The organism is Pedobacter sp. PLR (assembly GCF_026239675.1).
GTDB lineage: Bacteria > Bacteroidota > Bacteroidia > Sphingobacteriales > Sphingobacteriaceae > Pedobacter.
Genome location: NZ_JAPIVQ010000006.1, coordinates 448,368 through 470,272, shown reverse-complemented (window position 1 = coordinate 470,272; position 21,905 = coordinate 448,368). Strand labels below are relative to the sequence as shown.

Genomic DNA, 21,905 nt, shown 5'->3' with positions numbered 1-21,905 from the left:
AAAACTGTGAATTTCTATCCCTCAAAACAGCAGCAACGTTTAAGTATTTCACTCGTGTTTTTATGTCTGCTATTTTTGTTGGCCTGTCAGGATAATCCCAAAGAAAGCAGTTATAAATATGGGCTCATCAGTTATGATAGTCTGGAAAACAAGGTTCATCTGACGAGGATCAATTCTTTGATGCAGCCACAGAAAATTAACAGGGGACCAGAAATCACCTACAATGGCTTTATTCTGGCACAAAAGGATTCCAGGTATTATGTGATGGATTCTGAAAATCAATCTTTTGTATGCTACCTGGCGGATGAAAAAGGGTTTAAAAAAATAAACGAGATCTCCATGAAAGACATCCCCTGGGAGCCTTATATGTCATGGGTAAACTGGGTTAATGCGCATACCATTCTGATTGGAACGGTCAATGACCATAAATTCAACTACTTCGAGATTGACCTGGAGGAGATGAAAATCAAGCGAAAAGGTTTATTAGATGTTCCGGAGACAGCGGCCGAAAACAACTATGTAGGCGTTTCCGGCCAGCTGGTTAAAGACAAGCTGTTCATCAGCTATACTTTTCAAAAAGGGATGATGAGAGATCATATTGTGCCTTGCGAAGAGACCATGTATGTGGCACAATTCGACTATCCGGACTTAAAATTGCAAAGTACGACGCAAGATAAGCGGACTACCTGGCCGGGATCCTACGCTATATTAGCCCCAAATTCCCTGATTTACCAGGATAATATCTATGTATTAGGACAACCTGGAGGAAGAACCGGCAACCGAAAAGGGACGCCCTCCTCCATCTTGAAAATAAATACCGAAACCAACAAATTTGATCCATTGTATGATTTCCAAATTGCCGATGGCCTAAAGGAAGAAGCTTATACCCTCCATGATATTGGCGGTGGTATGGCCATTAGCAGCCTTGTTCAGCTGGACAGGGTGCATAGTTTCGAAAATTACATGGTTAACAGGGTTGCAAATTATGTGCTTTTAGACCTGCGCCATCAAAAGAAAACCGAACTCAACCTTCCGGACGTTCAACTGGATTGGATCTTTAATACGACATGGGACGATGATTTCGCCTATATCTCTGTCTACCAAAATGACGGCAACAGCCAGATCTGGCAATACAACCGCAAAGATTTTACGCTTAAAAAAGGAGCCCTGATTAAAGGCGCTGTAATGCGTATCGACCGGTTAAAAAACTAAACAGAAAAAGCTTATTTAAAAATATTCTAAATAGCATAGGGGAAAAGTCCCGGTTATGCTAATTAGTATATAGAGGGCCATACAGTTCGTACCTGTATGGCCCAAACCCTACGAAAGGGTTACTCTTAAAATCGAAACATCTAAAAGTAATGCAAATTAAGAAAATCTTGCTAATGGGCATATTATGCGCCAGCGTATTTTATGTGCAAGGACAAACATTAAATAAAAGCAGCATCAAAGGACAGGTGTCTGATGATCAAAAAGAGGGCATTCCGACCGCCACCATCCGGTTGCTTCCCATAAACAGAACCCAGGCTACCGATCAGAAAGGAAGATATGACCTTTCGGGACTCCCTGCCGGAAACTACACCATCCAGATCAGCGCCATCGGTTTTAAAAAGATAGAGCAGAAGATCAGCCTGCTTGCCAATCAGGACCTTCGCCAGAATTTCTCCATGAAAGAAGCTCAAAACGAACTGAGCAATGTTTCCATTAGTGGAAAAACAGAATCCCGCAAGGCCAAAGAAGCAGGCTTCGCTGTAAATTCTATCGACCTGAAGCCATACGCCAACACCACCAACGACCTGAACCAGATTCTGAATCGCTCTGCGGGGGTTAAAGTAAGAGAACAGGGCGGTCTTGGTTCGGACTTTGAATTCTCCATCAATGGTTTATCCGGAGGACACATCAAATTCTTTATTGATGGTATCCCAATGGAATCTTATGGAAGCGGCATGACGCTAAATAACTTCCCTGTAAACCTTGCCGAACGTGTAGAGGTCTATAAAGGTGTGGTTCCTGCCTACCTGGGGTCGGATGCTTTGGGCGGCGCAGTAAACATCATCACCAAAAAGAATAAAGGGAAATCTCTTGACCTCAGCTATAGTGCCGGTTCCTTCAACACCCACCGCGCCGGATTAACAGGAAGTTTTACCGATCAAAAAACAGGCATCACCACCAATATCAGCTCCTATTACAACTATTCGGACAATAATTATTACATGTATAACAATCCGGAAGCGAATGCGCTGGTTAAGGTTCCCTACAATGGAAAATTTAGAGAAGTAGCCAAACTTCGCCGTTTCCACGACGATTATGAGTCCTTTATGGGGCAGATTGAAGCAGGCGTTTCCAATAAAAAATGGGCAGATGTATTTGTCGCAGGGATTACCTATACCTCCAATTATAAACAAAGACAAACCGGTGCCACACAGGAAAAGGTGATTGGCAATATGACCAGCAACGGCCATAACCTGATTCCTTCCATTCGTTACCGCAAAGAAAACCTGTTCATCAAGGGTTTGTCGGCTAGTGTTTTTGCCAATTATTCCGCCAATAAAAATACCCTGACCGATACCAGCGGAAGAGAATTCTTTTGGGATGGTACCTCAATACCCAGATCTATAGGAAATATCGGATCTGAGCTGTCAGGAGAGAAAAAATCTATAGCCCATTTCACTGGTCATAATGTACTGGCGCAACTAAACCTCGGTTATTCAATCTCCGGGAACCACATGTTCAATCTGAACAATAACTACAATAGTTCGTACAGGGAAAGTTATAATGAGATTGATCCTTACAACCATTCTTACGACAAATCCAACCGGCTAAATAAAAACATTACCGGTCTCAGCTACCAGCAACAGGTATTTAATGGCAAAATGACCAATAACATTTTCGGAAAGATGTACGGCTTAAGCGGAGAAACGTTTGATAAAGACGGAAAGGCGACCAGCAACAGCAAGCAGTATTATGGCTATGGAATCGCTTCCAGCTATAGATTGATGCCCGTGCTAGGAATAAAAGCTTCTTATGAACATGCCTACAGATTACCTGGCCTGGTAGAGTTATATGGTGATCGGGAGGTGGTCCGGGGAAATCCGAATTTGAAACCGGAGAGCAGCAACAACTATAACCTTGGCCTGTTTTTCGACAAAAAGCTAGGCAAAGGAAAGATCTGGGCAGAGGCCTCAGGTTACTATCGTGATGCAAATGATTACATCTCCACCGGCCAATCTGCGGCAAGTAATGATGGAAGCTATGCAGAGTACAGCAATTCTGATGGAATTATCATCAGAGGATTTGAAACGGAAATCCGCTATGATTATAACAACCTTTTTTCTGTACTCGTCAACATGACTTATCAAAGTGCCATCAACAGACAGCAATTTGAAAAAGGATCGGTTCGTAAAAACGTAAATTACCTGAGCAGGGTTCCCAATGAGCCCTGGTTATACGGAAATGCAGATTTCAGCATTGGTAAAGACAACCTGATTGGTAAAGACACCAGGGTTCAGTTCAACTGGTTTACGCAATTCATCAACGACTACTCCGTTACCTGGTCTAAACTAGGCGACAAAACCACCAAATCCTATATCCCCCGTCAGTTTATACACAATGCCACCCTGACTTATTCTATGCATAAAGGCAGATACAATGTATCGCTGGAAAGCAGAAACTTAACCAACGTGATCGCTTACGACAAGTTTAAGCTGCAAAAACCAGGTACTTCCTTTTTTGTCAAACTACGTTATGCCATTTCTCAATTCAATTAAAATAAATAAAATCTATGAACATGTTTACTACAATTAAAACAAGACTGCTGGTATTGGCCACGGCACTCGTCTTTATTACCGGCCTCCATTCCTGCAAAAAAGACAATAAAAACGCTGCTGGCGAAACAGAAAATGGCGAATATGCCGTGATGTATTCTGTCGGGGACAATAGTTACCTGTTAAATATCAACTCACTGACTGAAGGTAAAGTAAGCCCGGTCGGCAGCGGAATTGATGTTTCCACCATCTTCACCTGGGGAGAAAATGTGATCCAAAAAGGTAGACATTTCTACTTCTTAAACCCTACAGGAAGGTTTAGCAAGCATTTATACCAGGATGGAAAGTTGACAATGGTAGACGAAATCCCATTTGGCGCGTTTCCAAGCCCGTATGTAGGCTGGTCTTTATGGCTGGATAATAACCAGGTGATGTTCGGCCCAAGAGGAAGTAACCTTTACGCCATTATCAATGTTGCCAATATGAGCATCGTAAAAAGCGGAGAATTTGACCTCCCAAGTGTTCCTGCGGACCACAGCAGAAAAGTATACTCGGCATTCACCAGTGGAAATAAATTAATGATCAGCTATGGTATTTACAATGAAATCACCAAATTAACTACCGATGATTCTTACCTGGCTTCCATGGATCTTCCTTCCTTAGGCAACTTCAAAGTAACCAGCAAAGACGGACGTTCAGCTCCGGCAGGTCCACTAAGAAACGGTTATTTCAGCCAGTTTACTGACAATGGTAATGACTACCTGTTAACACACCCGATGCCGTTTTTAGGTGGTAATAAACCGAATATGCCAACTGGTTTCTTCAGAATTAAAGCTGGTACGGATACTTTTGATTCCAGCTATTTCTTCAATATCTCTGCACTGACAAATGGCGACAACCAATTGGGTGTATGTTATGTTGGAAACGGAAAAGCCATCCTTGCCAATGCAAAAGATGCTAAAAACAGAGTAAAAGTAAAAGACGACTGGTGGTATGCTGACATGTGGGAATATCTTGTTGTAGATGTGAATACACAAAAGGTGGTGAAAAAACTAGACTTTCCGCCTTTATTGAACTCCCGCTCCGCAATTGTTCTGGATGGTAAAGCATACATCGCAGTTAATGACCCTAAAGCTGATGCAATCTATGTTTATGAATATGATCCAATTGCCGACACGCTTAAAAAAGGTTTAAGAATTGAAGGTGGATCGGACAATACCCCAATCCTTTATAAATTAAATTAACAGCGTTCTCCGCTAATGTTGATGAAAACCCGGGGCTTCCATTGGATGGCTCCGGGGTTTTATCCCTCCTATTACCTTTAAAACTTTATGTTCAACAAAATAAACGCATGGCTACACCTTTGGCTAGGACTGGCCTCAGGAATTGTAGTGGTTATTCTAAGCATCACCGGATGTGTGCTGGTATTTGAGCAGGAAATCAAAAGCCTGACCTCCCCATGGCTGCATGCCGAACAACCTGCGAACGCAAAAATATTAGCTCCTTCCATACTACACCGGGCAGTGGAGCAGGCATTACCGGGAAAGCATATTGAATCCGTATGGTATCATGGTGCAGGCAAGACTGCACATTTTACTGTCCATGAGTCGGATTCTATGGTTTATGTGAATCCTTATACTGCCGAGGTAGTCGCCATGGTAGACCATGAAGATTTCTTTCATTTTATGGATGAAGGACACCGACACCTTTGGATACCTGGTAAGCCCGGCCGCCAGATTGTTGGCTGGTCTACTTTCATTTTCTTTCTGCTGACCCTCAGTGGTCTTATTTTATGGTGGCCAAAGAAATGGAATAAAAGAGGTCGCGATCAAAGTTTCAAGATCAAATGGAAAGCACGTTTTAAACGTATCAACTACGACCTACACAATGTGCTGGGTTTTTATTCCTTGTTACTGGCGCTATTGATGGCCATTACCGGTTTAGTCATGAGCTTCTCCTGGTTTGGCCGAGGCGTTTACTGGTTAACGGGTGGCGAAAATAAACCCAGACAAAAAAGACAAAAGATAGAAGTTTCAGGACCATCGGTCAATACTTCCCTACAGAATGCAGATCTGATCTGGCATAAAGTGGTGAATGAAATTGCCCGGTATAACAAAGATCAGGTCATCATTCATTTTGCAGAAGAACCTGATGAAGCAATTTATGCCTGTACAGATATGACCAAAGGTTTTTGGAGAGACCTTAATTTTGATCCGTTAACGCTGGAACTCCTGCCAAATTCGACCAAACGCCTGGAAGACCTTAAGTTTCCTGATCAGGTGCGAAAACTGAATTATGCACTCCATGTAGGTGCCATCGGTGGCCTTACTACAAAGATATTATTCTTTCTGGCCAGCTTAATCTGTGCCAGTTTACCCATCACCGGTTTTTATATCTGGTGGGGCAAAAAGAAAAAAACTAAAAAAAATGTAGCAGCAGTAAAACAGCCTAAGCAAGTTCTAAGCACTCCTTAACATGATGAAAACATATATCGTTACCCTTCTTTGTACGCTTTCCACTTCCATTTCTATGACCGCCATGGCGCAGAAAAACATCTATGGTAAATTACTGGATGAAAAAGCACAGCATATTCCTTTCGCCTCCGTTACCGTATTACGATCTGTAGATTCTGTAAAAGCCTATGCCGTGATGACAGATACCGCAGGAAACTTCGCGCTATCTGGTGTTGAGCATGGCAAATACCTGGTAAAAATCAGCTATATCGGTTATGAGGACTATTATTCTCCTTTGATAGAGCTCAGTGAATTGAAAAATTTATACCATCTGGGATCAATCCGTTTAAATGCCGACAGCAGGCTTTTGAGTACGGTAAACATCAGTGGCCAGCGCCCCTTAATTGAGCAGACCATTGATAAAACAGTGATGAATATCGAGAAAAGCATATTCGCGGAAGGCAATACTGCATTGGAATTGCTGAACAAAGCACCTGGTGTAACGGTAACAGACAATGGAGAAGTCTCGCTAAAAGGAAGGTCGGGAACGACAGTCATGATCAACGGAAAACCTACTTACCTTTCAGGTGATCAGCTGGCCAATTTATTGAGAGGCACGAACTCTTCTTCCATCTCCAGAATTGAAATCATGTCTAACCCTACCGCACAATTTGATGCTTCCGGCAGCGGTGGAATTGTAAATATCATCATCAAAAAAAATCTGCTTATCGGATTTAACGGCAGCATCAACGGAAATATCGGTGCTGGTAAAGACATAAGACACGGCGAAGGTTTTGCACTAAGTTACAATACGGCCCTACTGAATACCTATGGAAGCTATAATGCCAACAATCAGAATCTGGAAAGTAATAGCAAAGCCGAACGCCTGTTTTATAATGACAACCATGGTTTATTCCAAAGTATCCAGCAGGAAAATCAGGAAAAAGCAAAATTACGCTCACATAATTTTAGAGTCGGAATAGACTTCAATCTGGGCGAAAAGAATACATTAGGCTTTTTAATGAATGGCGCGATAGGGAAATACCCTACTCAGCAACCAAGCACCAGCATTTTGAGGAATGCCAATGGTGAAACGCTATGGACCGCCTTAACCCAAACGAATAATAAGGAAAACTGGACGGACCTGCTCTACAATGCAAATTATGTCCATAAGTTTAATAAAGATGGTCATGAGCTGAAAGCGGATGTAGATTACGTCTATCATTATTCGAAGATGAATCAGCAGTTAGATACGCGTTATCTGCTGCCGGAGGGAACTGCCAATAGCATGCCTTCTGGTCGCAGGGGGAATATCCCTTCCAATGACGATGTTTATGCGGCTAAAATAGATTACATCCTGCCTTTAAGCAAGACCTCAAAACTGGAAGCAGGATGGAAAGGCAGTAATGTCCGCACCGAAAACAACCTGCAATACGATACGCTGCAAAACAATACTTACCTGCCGGATGCAAGTACCAGCAATCATTTTGTTTATAAAGAACATATTCAGGCGGCCTATATTAACCTGAATACGGCATGGTCTGATTATCAACTGCAGGCAGGTTTACGCGCCGAATACACGAATACTAAAGGCGAACAGATCACTTCCAATATGGTCTTTAAAAAAGACTACCCCGGACTTTTCCCAAGCCTGTTTATCACCAGAAATTTAAATGAAAATCATCAGTTAAAGACGGGTTACAGCAGACGAATTAAGCGACCGGGTTACTGGGATCTGAATCCTTTCCGGGTTTACGAAGATCCTTTTGCATTTTATGAAGGAAATCCACACTTAAAACCAGCTATCGTAAATGCTATTGAGTTGGGGTATGGATTCCAATCCCGCTATTTTGCAACGCTAAGTTATAATCATACCAGCAATGTTATCGCAGAACAGGTAGGCAGACTGAATGATGGAACCACGACTTTTCAACGTCCGGAAAACATCGGCTCTTTTGATAATTTTGGATTGAGCATCACCGCCTCCACACAAATATTTAAATGGTGGACGGGAAGCCAGTTCCTCAATGCTTACCACAACAGGTACAAGATTAATAGCAGCACAGGACCGTCGATAAATAGCGGAAATACCTTAAGTATTAATTCCCAAAACACGTTCAACCTGGGTAAGGGATGGAAAACAGAATTAAGCGCATTCTATATTTCCGAAGAGGTATCAGGCATCACTACTACCCGTCCTTACAGTATCATTTCTGCGGGTATCCAGAAAGAAGTACTCAAAGGAAAAGGAAGTTTGAAATTTATTATGAACGATATTTTCGAAGGTTACCGTATCAAAAGAAAAATGGCCTATGAGTCCGTTGTATTCCTTAGTCGCAATCATTCTGACAGTAGATATGGTCTGTTATCTTTTAGCTACCGCTTTGGCGCAAAAGGAACGCCATCAAATGAAAGAAGTACCAGTAGTGAGGATCTCAAAGAAAGGATGTAACCCGGATGAAAGTGCAGCAAGAGATCTCCGGAATCGGCAAAATCATCCTTCAATATCTGAAAGAAAAGGGCGACGGTTTGGATGCTGAAGCCTTATGGCTGGAACTCCGGAAACAAGGACACCAGATGTGTGTTTGCTCCGTTTACCTGAATCTGAAGAAACTAGCAAAGCTCAACCGGCTAAAGAAAACACAAACTGCAGACCGGAAATACGTGTATGCTCTAAATATCACAGAAACTGACTAAAATTAACCTGTGATATTGATCGTCATAATAAAATTAAAAATGTATTCTTTTCAATTGCAGAAAATATAGAATGGTTTAATTAACTTAGATTAAACCTCTTATCATTTTCAACGATGATTTCATTTTTAAAAAGGAAACTGCAGGATGTTACTATCTCGACGAAATTGTATTTCACGATTGGTATCATGGCATTCTTAGTTATAATTGAACTATTCACCCTTTGGTTTGCTGTAAGTACCCTTTCATCGGTAAGGGCATTTGTAAACGGAGAGGGCTTGTGGTCAAAGGCACAGAAAGATGCCGTTTATAGCCTGTTTCTTTATGCCAACTCGCACAAGGAAGCCGATTACCAAGCGTTTAAACAGTTTCTGAAAGTTCCTTTAGGCGACAATAAAGCCAGGATTGAGCTTCAGAAGCCAAACCCTGATCTCGACATCGCCCGCGAGGGATTCCTGCAGGGGCGTAACCATCCGGAAGATGTTGAGGGTATGATCCACCTGATTACCCGATTTCACAATATATTCTATTTAAATAAAGCAATTACCGCCTGGGGTGGGGCAGCATCAACAATGGACCAATTGATAGCCATTGGTGATCAGCTTCACACCATAATCAGCGCTGATATTGTTGACCAGAAGAAGATTGATGAGGTTATGGAACGGGCCAAAGATTTAAATGGAAAAGTCACGATCCTGGAAGACGAATTTTCATTTACACTAGGTGAAGGTTCCCGCTGGCTCGAAAATATTATATTAAATCTATTGCTGACTATCTCACTTACAATAGGGACAACAAGTATCCTGATCACTGTTTCAGTAAGCCGTGGCATAGAAAAGGGAATCAAAGAAATCGTTGCAGGAGCGGCGCTTGTAAGCCGGGGAGTCTTAAATGCAAGGGTTACCGTGTATTCAGGCGATGAGATTGGCATGCTGGCAAACTCTTTCAACAAGATGATCGATACACTTGAATATAGTTTATACAATATACGTAAACTTCAGGATGCCGAGAAAACGCTCAAAAAAGAAAAAGAAAAAGCAGAAACCTCAGAAAAGACCAAACAACTTTTTTTGGCTAAAATGAGCCACGAAATCCGTACCCCAATGAATGCCATCCTTGGGTTCGCAAGGTTACTGGAAGAGACCATTGAAAACAAAGAGCAGCAAGAATACATCCAGATTATTATCAAATCCGGGGACGACTTACTGGTCATCTTGAATGACATCCTTGATTTTTCCAGAATGGAGGCGGGTAAACTTATTTTTGAAAGCATACCACTCAATCTTAAAGAGATTATCCAGATGAACATCCTGATGATGGAACCGAAATGGAAGAAAAAAAACATTGAAATCAATTACCTCATTGATGAAAAAATTCCGGCAACAATACTTGGCGACTCCGTGAGGCTGAATCAAATACTTATAAATCTCATTTCAAATGCGCTGAAATTTACAGAAAAAGGTCATGTCAGCATTTCCGTTATCTGTATTGAGCAGAATGAAGAAAAAATTATACTTGACTTTGGGATCAAAGATACCGGCATTGGGATCGACGGAGGAAAGCTGGGGCAGATTTTTGAGAGCTTTGAACAAGCAACAAATGAAACGGCACGCAAGTTCGGTGGTGCAGGGCTCGGACTAAGTATCGTAAAACAGTTAGTTCAATTGCAGCATGGAGAAATTTTTGTTAACAGCAAACCCGGACTTGGTTCAGATTTCCATTTCCGATTGCCTTTTTTAAAGGTTAGCAGCCATGTTAAAAAAGATATTGCGGAGAAATTTCAAATGGGAGTTCAGCTTGGAGCAGGCATCCATGTGTTAGTTGTAGAAGACAACCTGATTAATCAAATGCTGGTCATAAAAATCCTGAAACAACGGGGTTTTGAAACGGAAACCGCGGAAACCGGGCTGATCGCATTGTCTAAATATGAAAAGAATCATTTTGACATTGTGCTGATGGATGTTCAAATGCCGGAAATGGATGGATATGAGGCTACAAAAAAGATACGGGCACTAAAAGACCATAAAAAAAATATCCCAATTATTGCAATGACCGCCCATACGATTAAAGGAGAATATGAGCGCTGCCTGGAAATCGGAATGGATGATTACATTTCAAAACCTTTTGACAAAAAAGAGCTGTTTGAAAAAATATTTAAACTTTTAAAAAAGGATTGAACGTTCTCAAATCCTCCATACTCATCACATAAAAAAACCAGCAGTTATAGCTAACTGCTGGCCTTATTAGTGGTCCCGACGAGAATCGAACTCATATCTAAAGTTTAGGAAACTTCTATTCTATCCGTTGAACTACGGGACCCGGACCTACCTGATTACGCTACCATTACCATGGTTTGCTACAGGAGCCACAAAAGTAAGTTTTCCTTCTGAATTTTCAGACATTAAAATCATTCCTTGTGACAAAATTCCTTTTATTTCTCTCGGAGCAAGGTTCACAACCAAACTTACCTGTTGACCTACAATATCTTCCGGTTTAAAAAACTCTGCGATACCTGATACCACTGTACGTTGATCGATACCTGTATCTACTGTTAATTTCAGCAGTTTTTTAGTTTTTTCTACTTTCTCTGCGGCAATGATGGTTGCTACACGAATATCGATGGCACCAAACTGCTCAAACTGAATGTCTTCCTTTGCAGGGGCCACTTCAACAGCAGTACTTAATAAGTTATCCGATTTACTCTTATTTAACTTATCAATCTGCGCCTGAACTTCTTCATCTTCAATTTTCTCGAACAACAAATGAGGCTCATTCAACTGGTGACCACGGTGCAACAAATTAATCTGACCCGCATTTTCCCACTGGTGACCGCCATAATTCAGCATCTTCATCAGTTTATCAGCTGTAAAAGGCAGGAATGGCTCAATCAGAATCTCAATATTAGCGGCAATCTGTAAACTGATGTTTAAAATTGTGCGCACCCTATCTTCATCTGTTTTGATGACTTTCCATGGCTCAGTTTCTGCCAGGTACTTATTACCTAACCGTGCCACATTCATCACCTCCATTAAAGCCTCTCTGAAGCGATAGTTTTCAATTGAAGCGCTAATCCTTGCAGGATAAGCAGCAAGCTCGTCAATCACGGCCTGATCAACCGGAGTGATCTCCATACACATCGGAACCTTACCCGCAAAATACTTATGCGTCAATACGGTTACCCTGTTGATGAAATTACCAAGAATCGCCACCAACTCATTGTTATTTCTTGCCTGAAAATCTTTCCAGGTAAAATCATTATCCTTTGTTTCAGGAGCTGTTGCTGTCAATACATAACGCAACACATCCTGCTTATCTTTAAACTCTTCCAGATACTCATTCAACCAAACCGCCCAGTTTTTAGAGGTCGAAATTTTCTCACCTTCCAAATTCAGGAACTCATTTGCCGGTACATTATCTGCTAAATTATAGCCTCCATGCGCCATTAACATCGCAGGGAAAATTACACAGTGGAAAACAATATTGTCTTTACCGATGAAGTGAACTAATTTCGTCTCATCATCCTTCCAATAATCTTCCCACTTACCTTTAGTTAAGGTATTTTTATTGATATAATATTCTTCTGCTTTAGGGTTCCATACATCCAGACGGGCATATTCGAACAACTCTTTAGTGGCAGAAATATAACCGATAGGCGCATCAAACCATACATAAAGCACTTTACCTTCTGCATCTTTAACCGGTACCTTTACACCCCAGTCTAAATCTCTGGTCATCGCGCGTGGCTGTAAGCCTGCATTTAACCAGGACTGACATTGTCCCGAAACATTTGGTTTCCATTCTTTGTGACTCTCAATATAAGTTCTCAATTGATCCTCATATTTATCCAGAGGCAGGAACCAGTTCTTAGTTTCTTTTCTAACCGGTTTCTCTCCGGAAAGTGTAGACTTAGGATTGATCAGGTCTGTTGCATTTAAAGTACTTCCACAGCTTTCACATTGATCCCCGTAAGCATGCTCATTGCCACATTTCGGACAAGTTCCGGTGATATACCTATCCGCCAGAAAAGTCTGTGCCTTTTCATCATAATATTGTTCTGTCACCTCTTCTGTAAAAACCCCTTTTTCATAAAGGTTCTCAAAAAATTCTGAAGCAGTTTTATGGTGCATCAAAGAAGAAGTACGGTGATAAATGTCAAAAGAAACACCGAAATCCCTAAAGGAATCTCCAATGATTTTATGGTATCTATCAACGATCACCTGAGGAGTAACTCCTTCCCTTTTAGCTTTAAGGGTAATTGGCACACCATTCTCATCCGATCCACAAATAAACTTCACATCTCTCTTATTCGAACGCAAATACCTTACATAGGTATCCGCAGGCAAATAAACACCGGCTAAGTGTCCAATATGCACTGGCCCATTTGTATAAGGCAAAGCGGCCGTAACCGTATATCTCTTTATTTTACTATTATCCAAAACTATTTTTATTATTTTGTCAAATATAAGTGTTTTACCTATGATTAAGCAGCCGCCATATTTAAAAAAAGGAGACAAAATTGGAATCGTCTCTCCCGCAAAGAAATTAACGACAGACCTGAGCAAAGCGATTGGCGTTTTAACACACTGGGGACTGGAAATCGTAATGGGTGAACATGTTTATGCCGCGCATGATCAATTTGCCGGCACAGATGAGCAAAGGCGAAATGACCTGCAAGACTTTTTAGACGATCCGGAAATCAAGGCCGTTTTTGCTTCCAGAGGAGGTTACGGAACCATCCGAATCCTGGATGAGCTTGAGTTTACTAAATTTCAGGAGCATCCGAAGTGGGTCATTGGCTTCAGCGACATTACGATCCTATTGTCTCATATTTTAGCACAGACCAACACCCAAAGTATCCACGGGCAAATGCCTAAAACATTTGACACCGGCACAGCCGAATCCCTGGAATCTTTAAGAAAAGCGTTGTTTGGAGAAACACAAACTTATACCTGCGATACTGAATTCGAAAACCGTGAAGGAAGCGCAGAAGGCATCCTGATTGGTGGCAATTTAACACTGCTAATCGCCTCAGAAGGGTCTGATTCTGCATTTGACTATACCGATAAAATCCTGTTCCTGGAAGACGTAGGAGAGCATGAATATGCGATCGACAGGATGATGCGGGCCCTTAAAAGAAGTGGTAAACTGGCTAAATTGAAAGGACTGATTATAGGAGCATTTAATGGCTACGAAATAGAGGAATTGCCATTCGGACAAAGTCCGGAGCAAATCATACAGGAAATTGTAAAGGACTATGATTATCCGGTTTGCTATAATTTTCCGGTAGGTCATATTGATGACAACAGGGCCATGACCATAGGTAAATCAGTAACGTTTTCAGTTAAAAAAAGGAACGTTTCTCTAACCCTGTAGTCAATACAAAAGACATTCGAACCTATTCCAGACTTTCAAACCTATTCCGCCTCCCTGATCCCTCTTGTAGAGATAGAGGGCTGAAATCAGCTATTAGTTTCAGGACAATGAATTGTAATATTTAACTACCTCGGCAAAATCATTATCAGATTTAAAATTCAATTTGTTTTTAGCAATAAATTCATTGATTTCTTTCTTATAGTCTCCCATATACTTCAGGAGTTCTTTAGGACTGCGCTTAATGCGGAAGAGCCTTTTATTCATCACAAGATAATAATAAGTCCGATCTTCTACCAGCTTCTCTGCAACAGCAGAGCTATAAACTTTTCTTTCATAAATCACCTTTTTTAATCTCTTAACAAATTCTATCTTAGGAGAAGCCCCGGGATTAAACACCTGATAGTAAGACTTATCTGTACCACCATCAATAGCTGGAAATCCATTCACAAAGCTTTGCACAGTCTTATTCCCTTCCAAATCGAAAACAATGATATCAAAGGCCTTTATAGGCACAGTAAAGGTCATAGGTTTTCCTTCTTCTAACTTAAAATTCAACTGGTCATTTAACTGATCGTATTTTAGTTGTACATTATTATAATTTTTTCCATTCTCTAGCTTAATCACCCCATTGTGCCAATCATCGAATAAAAAGATTGAGCCGATTACTTCGGTATAAGTAGGAGCTCTGTCAAAACCACTCCCGTTCCAAATATAAGTCTGCTCAGGTTTTTCCTGAGATTTTGAATCCACCCAGGAACATACCAGTAATGCAGAAATACAGTATACAAAACAAACCTTGTTCATAATTTTTTTTAAATTAAAAGCGCGTAATAGAACTAAAAAACAGCCTTAGTAAATATATAAATTAAGCCAAACAAAAACATAATTAATTTCCATATAAAGAGAATTAAAATGCCTTATCCGGCTGAAAAATCTAAGTCGCCTTTAAGTTTCAACTTTTGATAGACATAAAAAAAGGGGTTAGAAAATATTTCTAACCCCTTTTTAAAAATTAATAACTAGTATCCTTTATTCTGAACCAGATTTTTATTAATCTGAGTTTCACGGAAAGGAATTGGGAAAGGGATATAATCCGATCCATAAGCCTGATCTTTAACCGTACCATGAGCAGGGATACCGCGTCCTGTACGAACAAAGTCAAACTCGCCATGACCTTCAAAAGCCAATTCAATCCTTCTTTCCACAAGAATTTTAGCGATTAAATCAGCTTTGTCTGTTGCAACAATAGGAGTAGCTAACGACCTTAATCTAACTTCATTTACTAAAGCTAATGCCGTTGGATCTACACCAGTAGCAATGTTTGCTAAAGCTTCTGCTTTAGTTAACAATACTTCAGAATATCTAAATACCGGAACCCAGTCCACGATATTAGTGAACTTTGTTGTCCAGTAACTTCCATTCTGGAAAAGAATCAGATTTTTAAATCTTAAATCCTTAGTCTGGTCCATTAGGCCAACGTAGTTTGTCGCTACAGTAATGTCACCACGTTTAGATGGCGAATAATGCTGACCTAAAGCGTTATTTGTGTTAGGGTTATCACCACCATTCATAGCAACAGAGAAAATGCTCTCCGCAGTGTTATAAATACGGAATGTCGTTGCCGGGTCCGCATTTAACTTGTATTTCGTGCCAATCAGTGTATTTGAATAAGCCAGAGCATTTGGATAATCACCTTTATACAAATAAAGTCTAGCTAATAAAGCACGGGCAGCACTTTTAGTACTACGCGCAATGTTTTGCAATGCTGGATCCCCATAATCAACCGGAAGATTTACTTCAGCAGATTTCAAATCAGTCTCGATTTGATTGTAGACCTCAGCAACAGTAGACCTTGGAATCATCGTACTTTCCGAGAAAGAATCATCTGCACTCGTCAATATCAGTGGAACGCCTAAATGAGTTGCTCCTGCAGTAAATTTATAAGGCTGAGCATATAAGTTTACCAGGTAAAAATAGCACAAAGAACGGATAAATTTAGCTTCAGCGGTATATTGTATTACCTTATTAGCAGGCACAATACTCCCGGCTTTTTCCATATTCTTTAAGAATAGGTTGACTTCACCGATCGTTCTATAAGCACCCTGATAAGCTCCAGCCGCATAAGTGTTGCTCGCTGTTACCGGAGTAAATAATGCAATATCACCAAAGAAAGTTGCAGGATTTACATCCGCCCCACGTTGATCAACATAGATCAGGATCCTACCTCCAAAAAAGTCCAGATTCTGCAATTGATCATACATACCTATTGCTGCTTTTTCCACACGTTCCGGGGAATTAAAAGCCTGCTCTGGAGAAAGGTTTTCAAAGGGCTCCTCAAAGATAGCCTTTTTACAAGAACCCATTGTCAGAATCATGACAAGAGCTAATGCAATATTGATTGTTTTATGTCTATTAAAAATTTTCATAAGATCTTCTAATTAAAATGATGCATTTAAACCTAAAGTAAATGTTCTCGGTTGAGGAATCGCACGGTTATCATATCCTGTTGCAATATTCGAATTGTTTCTATTAGAATTCACCTCTGGGTCAATACCACTGTAACCTGTAATTACGAAAGCATTATATAGTTGTGCAGAAAGTCTCAGGTTAGATAATCCTGCTTTTTCCGCCCAAACAGGCTTCAGGTTATAACCTAAAGAGATCGCTCTCATTCTTAAGAAATCACCTTTTTCAAGGAATCTTGTTGAAGCCTGGTTCGAAACATTATCATTACTTGACAAACGAGGAATATCTGTATTCTGACCTGGAGTAGTCCAACGGTCCATGATACGCGACTCATTGTTCTGGAAAGAGTTAGTTAACAATCCAGAAAGTGTAGCATTATAAAGGTAGTTACCCCCTTGGTAAACGATAGAGAAATTGAAATCAAAATCTTTGTACCTGAAAGTATTGTCCATTCCACCATAGAAAGTAGGAGTTCCGGTTTTACCTTCCTGATATTGTTGATCTGTAGCAGTAAGTGCCGCTGCAGGTGACCCATCCGCATTCACATATCTTAACGCCACCTGATCCCAGGTTCTGGTTGTTCCATCAGCAGCATACCACATTGCATAACCCGTTTTTGGATCTACACCAGCTGAATTGTACAATTTGTAAGTTCCCAGCGCACGACCAACACTAGCTACTGCAGCATTAGCAAGAATATCAGCATTATTGTTGGTAGAAACTAAGGTAAGCACCTTGTTTTTAACATGAGTATAGTTGAACGAAGTAGACCATGAGAAGTCATCATTTTTAATGTTTACCGTATTTAAAGTAAGCTCAATACCTCTGTTTCTCATTGACCCAATGTTGGTAGTAATGGTTGATCCCGGTACTCCTGTAGAATATAAAACCGGAGCAGCTAAGATCAGATCAGATACGTTTGTGTTGAAATAATCCACAACTAAACCAATTCTTTTGTCAAGAAAGTTCATATCAAATCCAACGTTGAATTTTTTGGAAGCTTCCCATTTTAAGTTTGGATTTCCGATCTGACTGCTAGAGAAACCATTTAAGCTGGTATAAGAACCACCACTATAAAGTGTTCTTGCAGCATACGAACCTACACCCCTTGAGTTACCAACCAAGCCGTAACTACCTCTGAATTTTAAGTAATCAATAACTTTATTGTCTTTAAGGAAAGACTCTTGTGAAGCCACCCATCCTGCAGAGATACTTGGGAATTTACCCCATTGGTTGTTAATACCAAAGCCAGAATAAGCATCTGCCCTGAATGCACCTTCAATAAAATATTTATCATCGAATGTATAACCTGCACGGCCAAAATAAGACTCAAGACCATTACTTAGCATCCTTCCACCTGTTGAAAGGTTAACGTTTTCTGTTCCCGGAATAATACTAGTAAAAGTCCCGTCAATAATACTTTGGAAGAATGGATCCGCAAAGTTATTCGCACTTGCGTAAAGTTCAGTTCTTTTAGTGTATTGATATTCCGCACCAGCAATTAAACTAATTCTGTGTTTCTCTGCGAACGTTTTATCATAGCTGGCGAAATTCTGCCAAACCCATAGGTTGTTGTTTAAAAAGTTATCCTGAACCAATCCAGCGAAAGACTGACCTAATCCTGCAATTAAAGGAGTAGAATACTGATCTTCAAAATTGGAAAGGTAATCAATACCGAATTTTGAAGTTACTTTCAATCCCGGGATTGGAGAAGCCTCCATATAAACATTACCCACGATGTGCTGAGGCGTATTTTGATTTCTCTGTAAATCAATAGTAGCAATTGGGTTATAGATTCTGTTACCAATTAAACTCGTGCCGTTAACAACAGTAATGTTATTTCCCAGTCCCAGATAGCCCGCAAGCGCACCAGTGGTTAAGTTATATCCTTTTGGACCATTAGGGTTAAACACCGGTACAGTAGGAAAAGCATTGTAACCAGCAATAGCGGTACCTGCTAAGTAATTATCTGTTAATAAACCGTAGTTCTTCGTTTTGGTAAACGACAATTCTATTCCTGAACGCAACCATGTCTTAGGTTTAACATCTAAGTTAAGACGTGCCGAACCAGTTTTTAAACGGTTTCCATAAAGGATACCTTTTTGGTCAATATACCTGGCTGATGCATAATAAGTAGCTTTTTCACTTCCACCAGATAAGGAAAGGTTATTGTCATAAGAAGTTCCAGTCTGGAAAATTTCGTTCATCCAGTTTGTTCTATCTGGTACACCATCTCCATCAATGTCACTTTCTACGGCTACAACAGGAGCTGTAGCACCAAATTTGTTTTTAACCTTCTCATTGTTGATGGTCATAAAATCCTCAGCACCTAATACATCTGGCTTAGACGCAGCATTTGAAAAGCTCAGTTTTGAACTTACAGTGATTTTTGAAGTTCCTTGCTTTCCCTTTTTGGTCGTCACCAAAATTACTCCGTTAGCAGCACGTGAACCATATAGTACAGCAGCACCCGCATCTTTCAATACCTCAATTGATTCGATATCGTTAGGATTGATTAAGGCCAATGGATCAAAACGTGTTCCATTACCACCGTTGAAAACACTTACGTTCTCAATAGTACTGGTTGGAATACCATCGATCACTATTAAAGGTAATGAACTTGTAGAAATTGAGTTTACACCCCTGACTCTAATAGAAACTCCATCTCCAAGTGTACCACCTGCACTGGAGATCTGAACACCAGCAGCTTTACCAGAAAGTGCTTTATCAAAACTCTCCACCGGTTGGTCAGCAATATCGCTTCCCTTAATAGTAGCCTGAGCTCCATTTACCTCATTCAGTTTTTTAGTTCCATAACCAACCACCACAACTTCGGTTAATGCTTTTGAATCTGAAGCCAATGCTACATTAATCACATCACCAGCACCTACTGGTCTGGACTGTGATAGATATCCCAAATATGCAAATTCGATTGAGGTAGTGCCAGCTGGTAAAGCCAGGCTATACTTTCCGTTTCCAGAAGTTTGGGTACCTACTTTGGTCCCTTTAATTCTTACGGTTACTCCTGGTAGTGGCTTGCCATCTTCCTGATCCGTAACTGTACCAGTAATTGTCCGGTCCTGAGCAATCGCAGATCCTGCGATAAACATCAAAATGAACAAACTTTGTAAAAGTTTTTTCATAAAAAATAAATTTAGGTTAGTTAATAATGACTGAATATAGGCGATTTACCAGGCCTGATGGTCACAAATCCCCGGGAAGAAAAACAAATGACAGTAAAATGACAGTAAAAAACACACTATAATTTGTCCACAAACAGCATGAAAAGTGCTATTATTTCGCAATGAGGCCCATTTTCATGGTATTTATTCTTAAAAAAAGGACACACCCAATCCATTCGGAAATATTTAACATTTTTTTAACAATTCAACACAATAAAATGAATTTGCCTTTAAACAGAATGGTTTTAATTTTGAAAATCCCCTATCTCTCTTGATCTCATCACTTTAAGCACAATGAACAACATCTCTGTTTAATTTCAGATCGATTATGCAGAGAAAAACCCTTTAAAATCTTAGTTATTGCTTAGAAAGAAAATTCCGGATCATAAAAAAGAGGCTGCCTCATCTTATCGATGAGACAGCCTCTCTAATCATTTAAAGAACTTAGTTCTTATTTATCCCACCATACTGGTGTACTTAATTCATCCGGACCTTGAATAGAAAGCATGTCCTGGTAGTTTTTATTGTTCAAACTTGGCTCATCATTCGAGTAGCATTGTCTTACCGGAATTTGTTTTCCGATGTTTTCTGCGAAAGGAGTAGGAGTTAAGGTTGGGAAACCTGTTCTTCTCCAGTCAGACCATGCTTCAGCTGCATAACCCATATAGTTAGTCATCCATTTCTGAGTGATGATTTGCTTAACAGCATCTCCCGCATTATAAGCTACGCCAGCCTGAAGATAATAACCTGCAGGAGCTGTAACACCATTTTGATCCATAGAAGCCTTAATACCTGCCAGATAAGCAATTTCAGCCTGAGCATCATCAGGAGCACCAGTAATCCAACCTAGTTTATAAGCTTCTGCTTTTGAGAACATCGTCTCTGCATAAGTATAAATACGAACCGGAGAATTCTGAGACCTGAAAGCTTTACCAATTAAAGAAACGCTTCCCGGACTAGATACATTACCAGAAGAAAAACCTTTTCCAGCGTCTTCCTGCGTTAAACCGTATGGCATACCTACATAAAGACCGTCTATGTTTTTATCTGCATAAACCGGTAAACGTGGATCAGCAATAGCTGCTAAAGCATCTACCATTGTATTGCTAATGGCATAGTCATAACGTTTATTCACCTCATAGTTATAATAGATATTATTCTCATTTGATGAATCCGATAAAAACTGATAAACAATGTTATCTGCATTAGAAGAGATCACTCCTTCAGCAAGCGCCAGGTTAAATTCAGTTTTACCTAAAGCAGGATCAACTTTCGACAACCTCAATGCCATATTCATTCTGATCGTAGCAGCAAAGATTTTCCATTTGTTCTGATCACCATCAAATAAGAAGTCTCCGGCAGCCATCGCACCGCTATCAAAACCAGCAGCAGCTTCTTTTAATTCTTTAAACAAAGCATTATATACGTCTTTCTGTCTGTCGAATTTTGGAGTGATTAAAGCCATTCCCTGTAAAGACTCAGAATAAGGAATATCTCCCCATCTATCTGTCATATTTTGAAAATAGAAAGCCTTCAAAATTCTGGCTACAGCAATCTGATTCTTATTTGAGCCATTATTAACTACGTTTGGCGCAGATTTGGTCAGCTCATCTGTATTCAATTTGATAATCAAAGCAAGATCTTCCAATGGGCTATTGAATACCCCACTGTAGTTGTAAATCTTAGTTGCATAACGCGATTCTGAAGTATACAACATCTCAGAAATTTGTTGCGTGTACAGTTTCGCTGCATAATCGTTGATTACACCTGGAACTGTTGCTACCGAAGTAACGGCAGTTGTTCTACCCATGTAACGCTCAGCGCTCGTCAACATCAATGAAGTTACCGGCTTAGCTGGTGAATTCGGGCTCACGTTAAGATCGCCGAAATCACCTGGTTTGCAACCAGTAGCAAGTGCTAATGAAGCTGCAAAAATTATATAATTTATAAAACTCTTTTTCATTTTTTGCTTT

13 protein-coding genes and 1 tRNA gene are annotated in these 21,905 nt (G+C 40.3%); 8 read left to right on the top strand and 6 right to left on the bottom strand.

Annotation, left to right across the window (positions count from 1 at the left end):
* Nucleotides 1-6: 6 nt before the first annotated feature.
* The 7 genes from OQX61_RS17260 (at nucleotide 7) to OQX61_RS17230 (ending at nucleotide 11,088) form a co-directional block, all read left to right on the top strand.
* Nucleotides 7-1,212, top strand: coding sequence for a hypothetical protein (locus OQX61_RS17260; RefSeq protein WP_265843039.1), 1,206 nt, complete (start codon nucleotides 7-9; stop codon nucleotides 1,210-1,212).
* A 149-nt stretch (nucleotides 1,213-1,361) separates the two neighbouring features.
* Nucleotides 1,362-3,767: a TonB-dependent receptor gene (locus tag OQX61_RS17255; protein ID WP_265843038.1), complete on the top strand. Its 2,406-nt coding sequence runs from the start codon at nucleotides 1,362-1,364 to the stop codon at nucleotides 3,765-3,767.
* Between the two features lie 20 nt (nucleotides 3,768-3,787).
* On the top strand, nucleotides 3,788-5,008 hold the full coding sequence (locus OQX61_RS17250) for a DUF4374 domain-containing protein (RefSeq protein ID WP_265843037.1): 1,221 nt from the start codon (nucleotides 3,788-3,790) through the stop codon (nucleotides 5,006-5,008).
* An 87-nt stretch (nucleotides 5,009-5,095) separates the two neighbouring features.
* The gene (locus OQX61_RS17245) at nucleotides 5,096-6,238 is read left to right on the top strand and encodes a PepSY-associated TM helix domain-containing protein (protein WP_265843036.1); all 1,143 of its coding nucleotides are present in this window, start codon (nucleotides 5,096-5,098) and stop codon (nucleotides 6,236-6,238) included.
* 1 nt (nucleotide 6,239) lies between these two features.
* On the top strand, nucleotides 6,240-8,669 hold the full coding sequence (locus OQX61_RS17240; protein ID WP_265843035.1) for a TonB-dependent receptor: 2,430 nt from the start codon (nucleotides 6,240-6,242) through the stop codon (nucleotides 8,667-8,669).
* Between the two features lie 5 nt (nucleotides 8,670-8,674).
* Nucleotides 8,675-8,914 carry a transcriptional repressor gene (locus tag OQX61_RS17235; protein WP_265843034.1) on the top strand — a complete coding sequence of 80 codons (240 nt, stop codon included), beginning with the start codon at nucleotides 8,675-8,677 and terminating at the stop codon, nucleotides 8,912-8,914.
* Between the two features lie 113 nt (nucleotides 8,915-9,027).
* A complete protein-coding gene (locus OQX61_RS17230) occupies nucleotides 9,028-11,088 on the top strand; it encodes a response regulator (RefSeq protein WP_265843033.1) in 2,061 nt (686 codons plus the stop codon).
* Nucleotides 11,089-11,158: 70 nt separating this feature from the next.
* Here OQX61_RS17230 and OQX61_RS17225 read toward each other — a convergent pair.
* A tRNA-Arg gene (locus tag OQX61_RS17225) sits at nucleotides 11,159-11,230 on the bottom strand.
* A gap of 5 nt (nucleotides 11,231-11,235) precedes the next feature.
* On the bottom strand, nucleotides 11,236-13,347 hold the full coding sequence (gene metG / locus OQX61_RS17220; RefSeq protein WP_265843032.1) for a methionine--tRNA ligase: 2,112 nt from the start codon (nucleotides 13,345-13,347) through the stop codon (nucleotides 11,236-11,238).
* A 40-nt stretch (nucleotides 13,348-13,387) separates the two neighbouring features.
* On the opposite strand from metG, the gene OQX61_RS17215 reads away from it, so the two are divergent.
* Entirely contained in the window at nucleotides 13,388-14,284 is an 897-nt protein-coding gene (locus OQX61_RS17215) for an LD-carboxypeptidase (RefSeq protein ID WP_265843031.1), read from the top strand.
* 99 nt (nucleotides 14,285-14,383) lie between these two features.
* On the opposite strand, the gene OQX61_RS17210 is transcribed toward OQX61_RS17215, so the two are convergent.
* From OQX61_RS17210 to OQX61_RS17195, 4 genes are all read right to left on the bottom strand, one after another.
* Entirely contained in the window at nucleotides 14,384-15,088 is a 705-nt protein-coding gene (locus OQX61_RS17210; protein WP_265843030.1) for a hypothetical protein, read from the bottom strand.
* 215 nt (nucleotides 15,089-15,303) lie between these two features.
* Nucleotides 15,304-16,710, bottom strand: coding sequence for a RagB/SusD family nutrient uptake outer membrane protein (locus OQX61_RS17205; protein WP_265843029.1), 1,407 nt, complete (start codon nucleotides 16,708-16,710; stop codon nucleotides 15,304-15,306).
* A gap of 12 nt (nucleotides 16,711-16,722) precedes the next feature.
* Nucleotides 16,723-19,893: a TonB-dependent receptor gene (locus OQX61_RS17200; protein ID WP_265843028.1), complete on the bottom strand. Its 3,171-nt coding sequence runs from the start codon at nucleotides 19,891-19,893 to the stop codon at nucleotides 16,723-16,725.
* Between the two features lie 490 nt (nucleotides 19,894-20,383).
* Nucleotides 20,384-21,895: a SusD/RagB family nutrient-binding outer membrane lipoprotein gene (locus OQX61_RS17195; protein WP_265843027.1), complete on the bottom strand. Its 1,512-nt coding sequence runs from the start codon at nucleotides 21,893-21,895 to the stop codon at nucleotides 20,384-20,386.
* Between the last annotated feature and the right edge of the window lie 10 nt (nucleotides 21,896-21,905).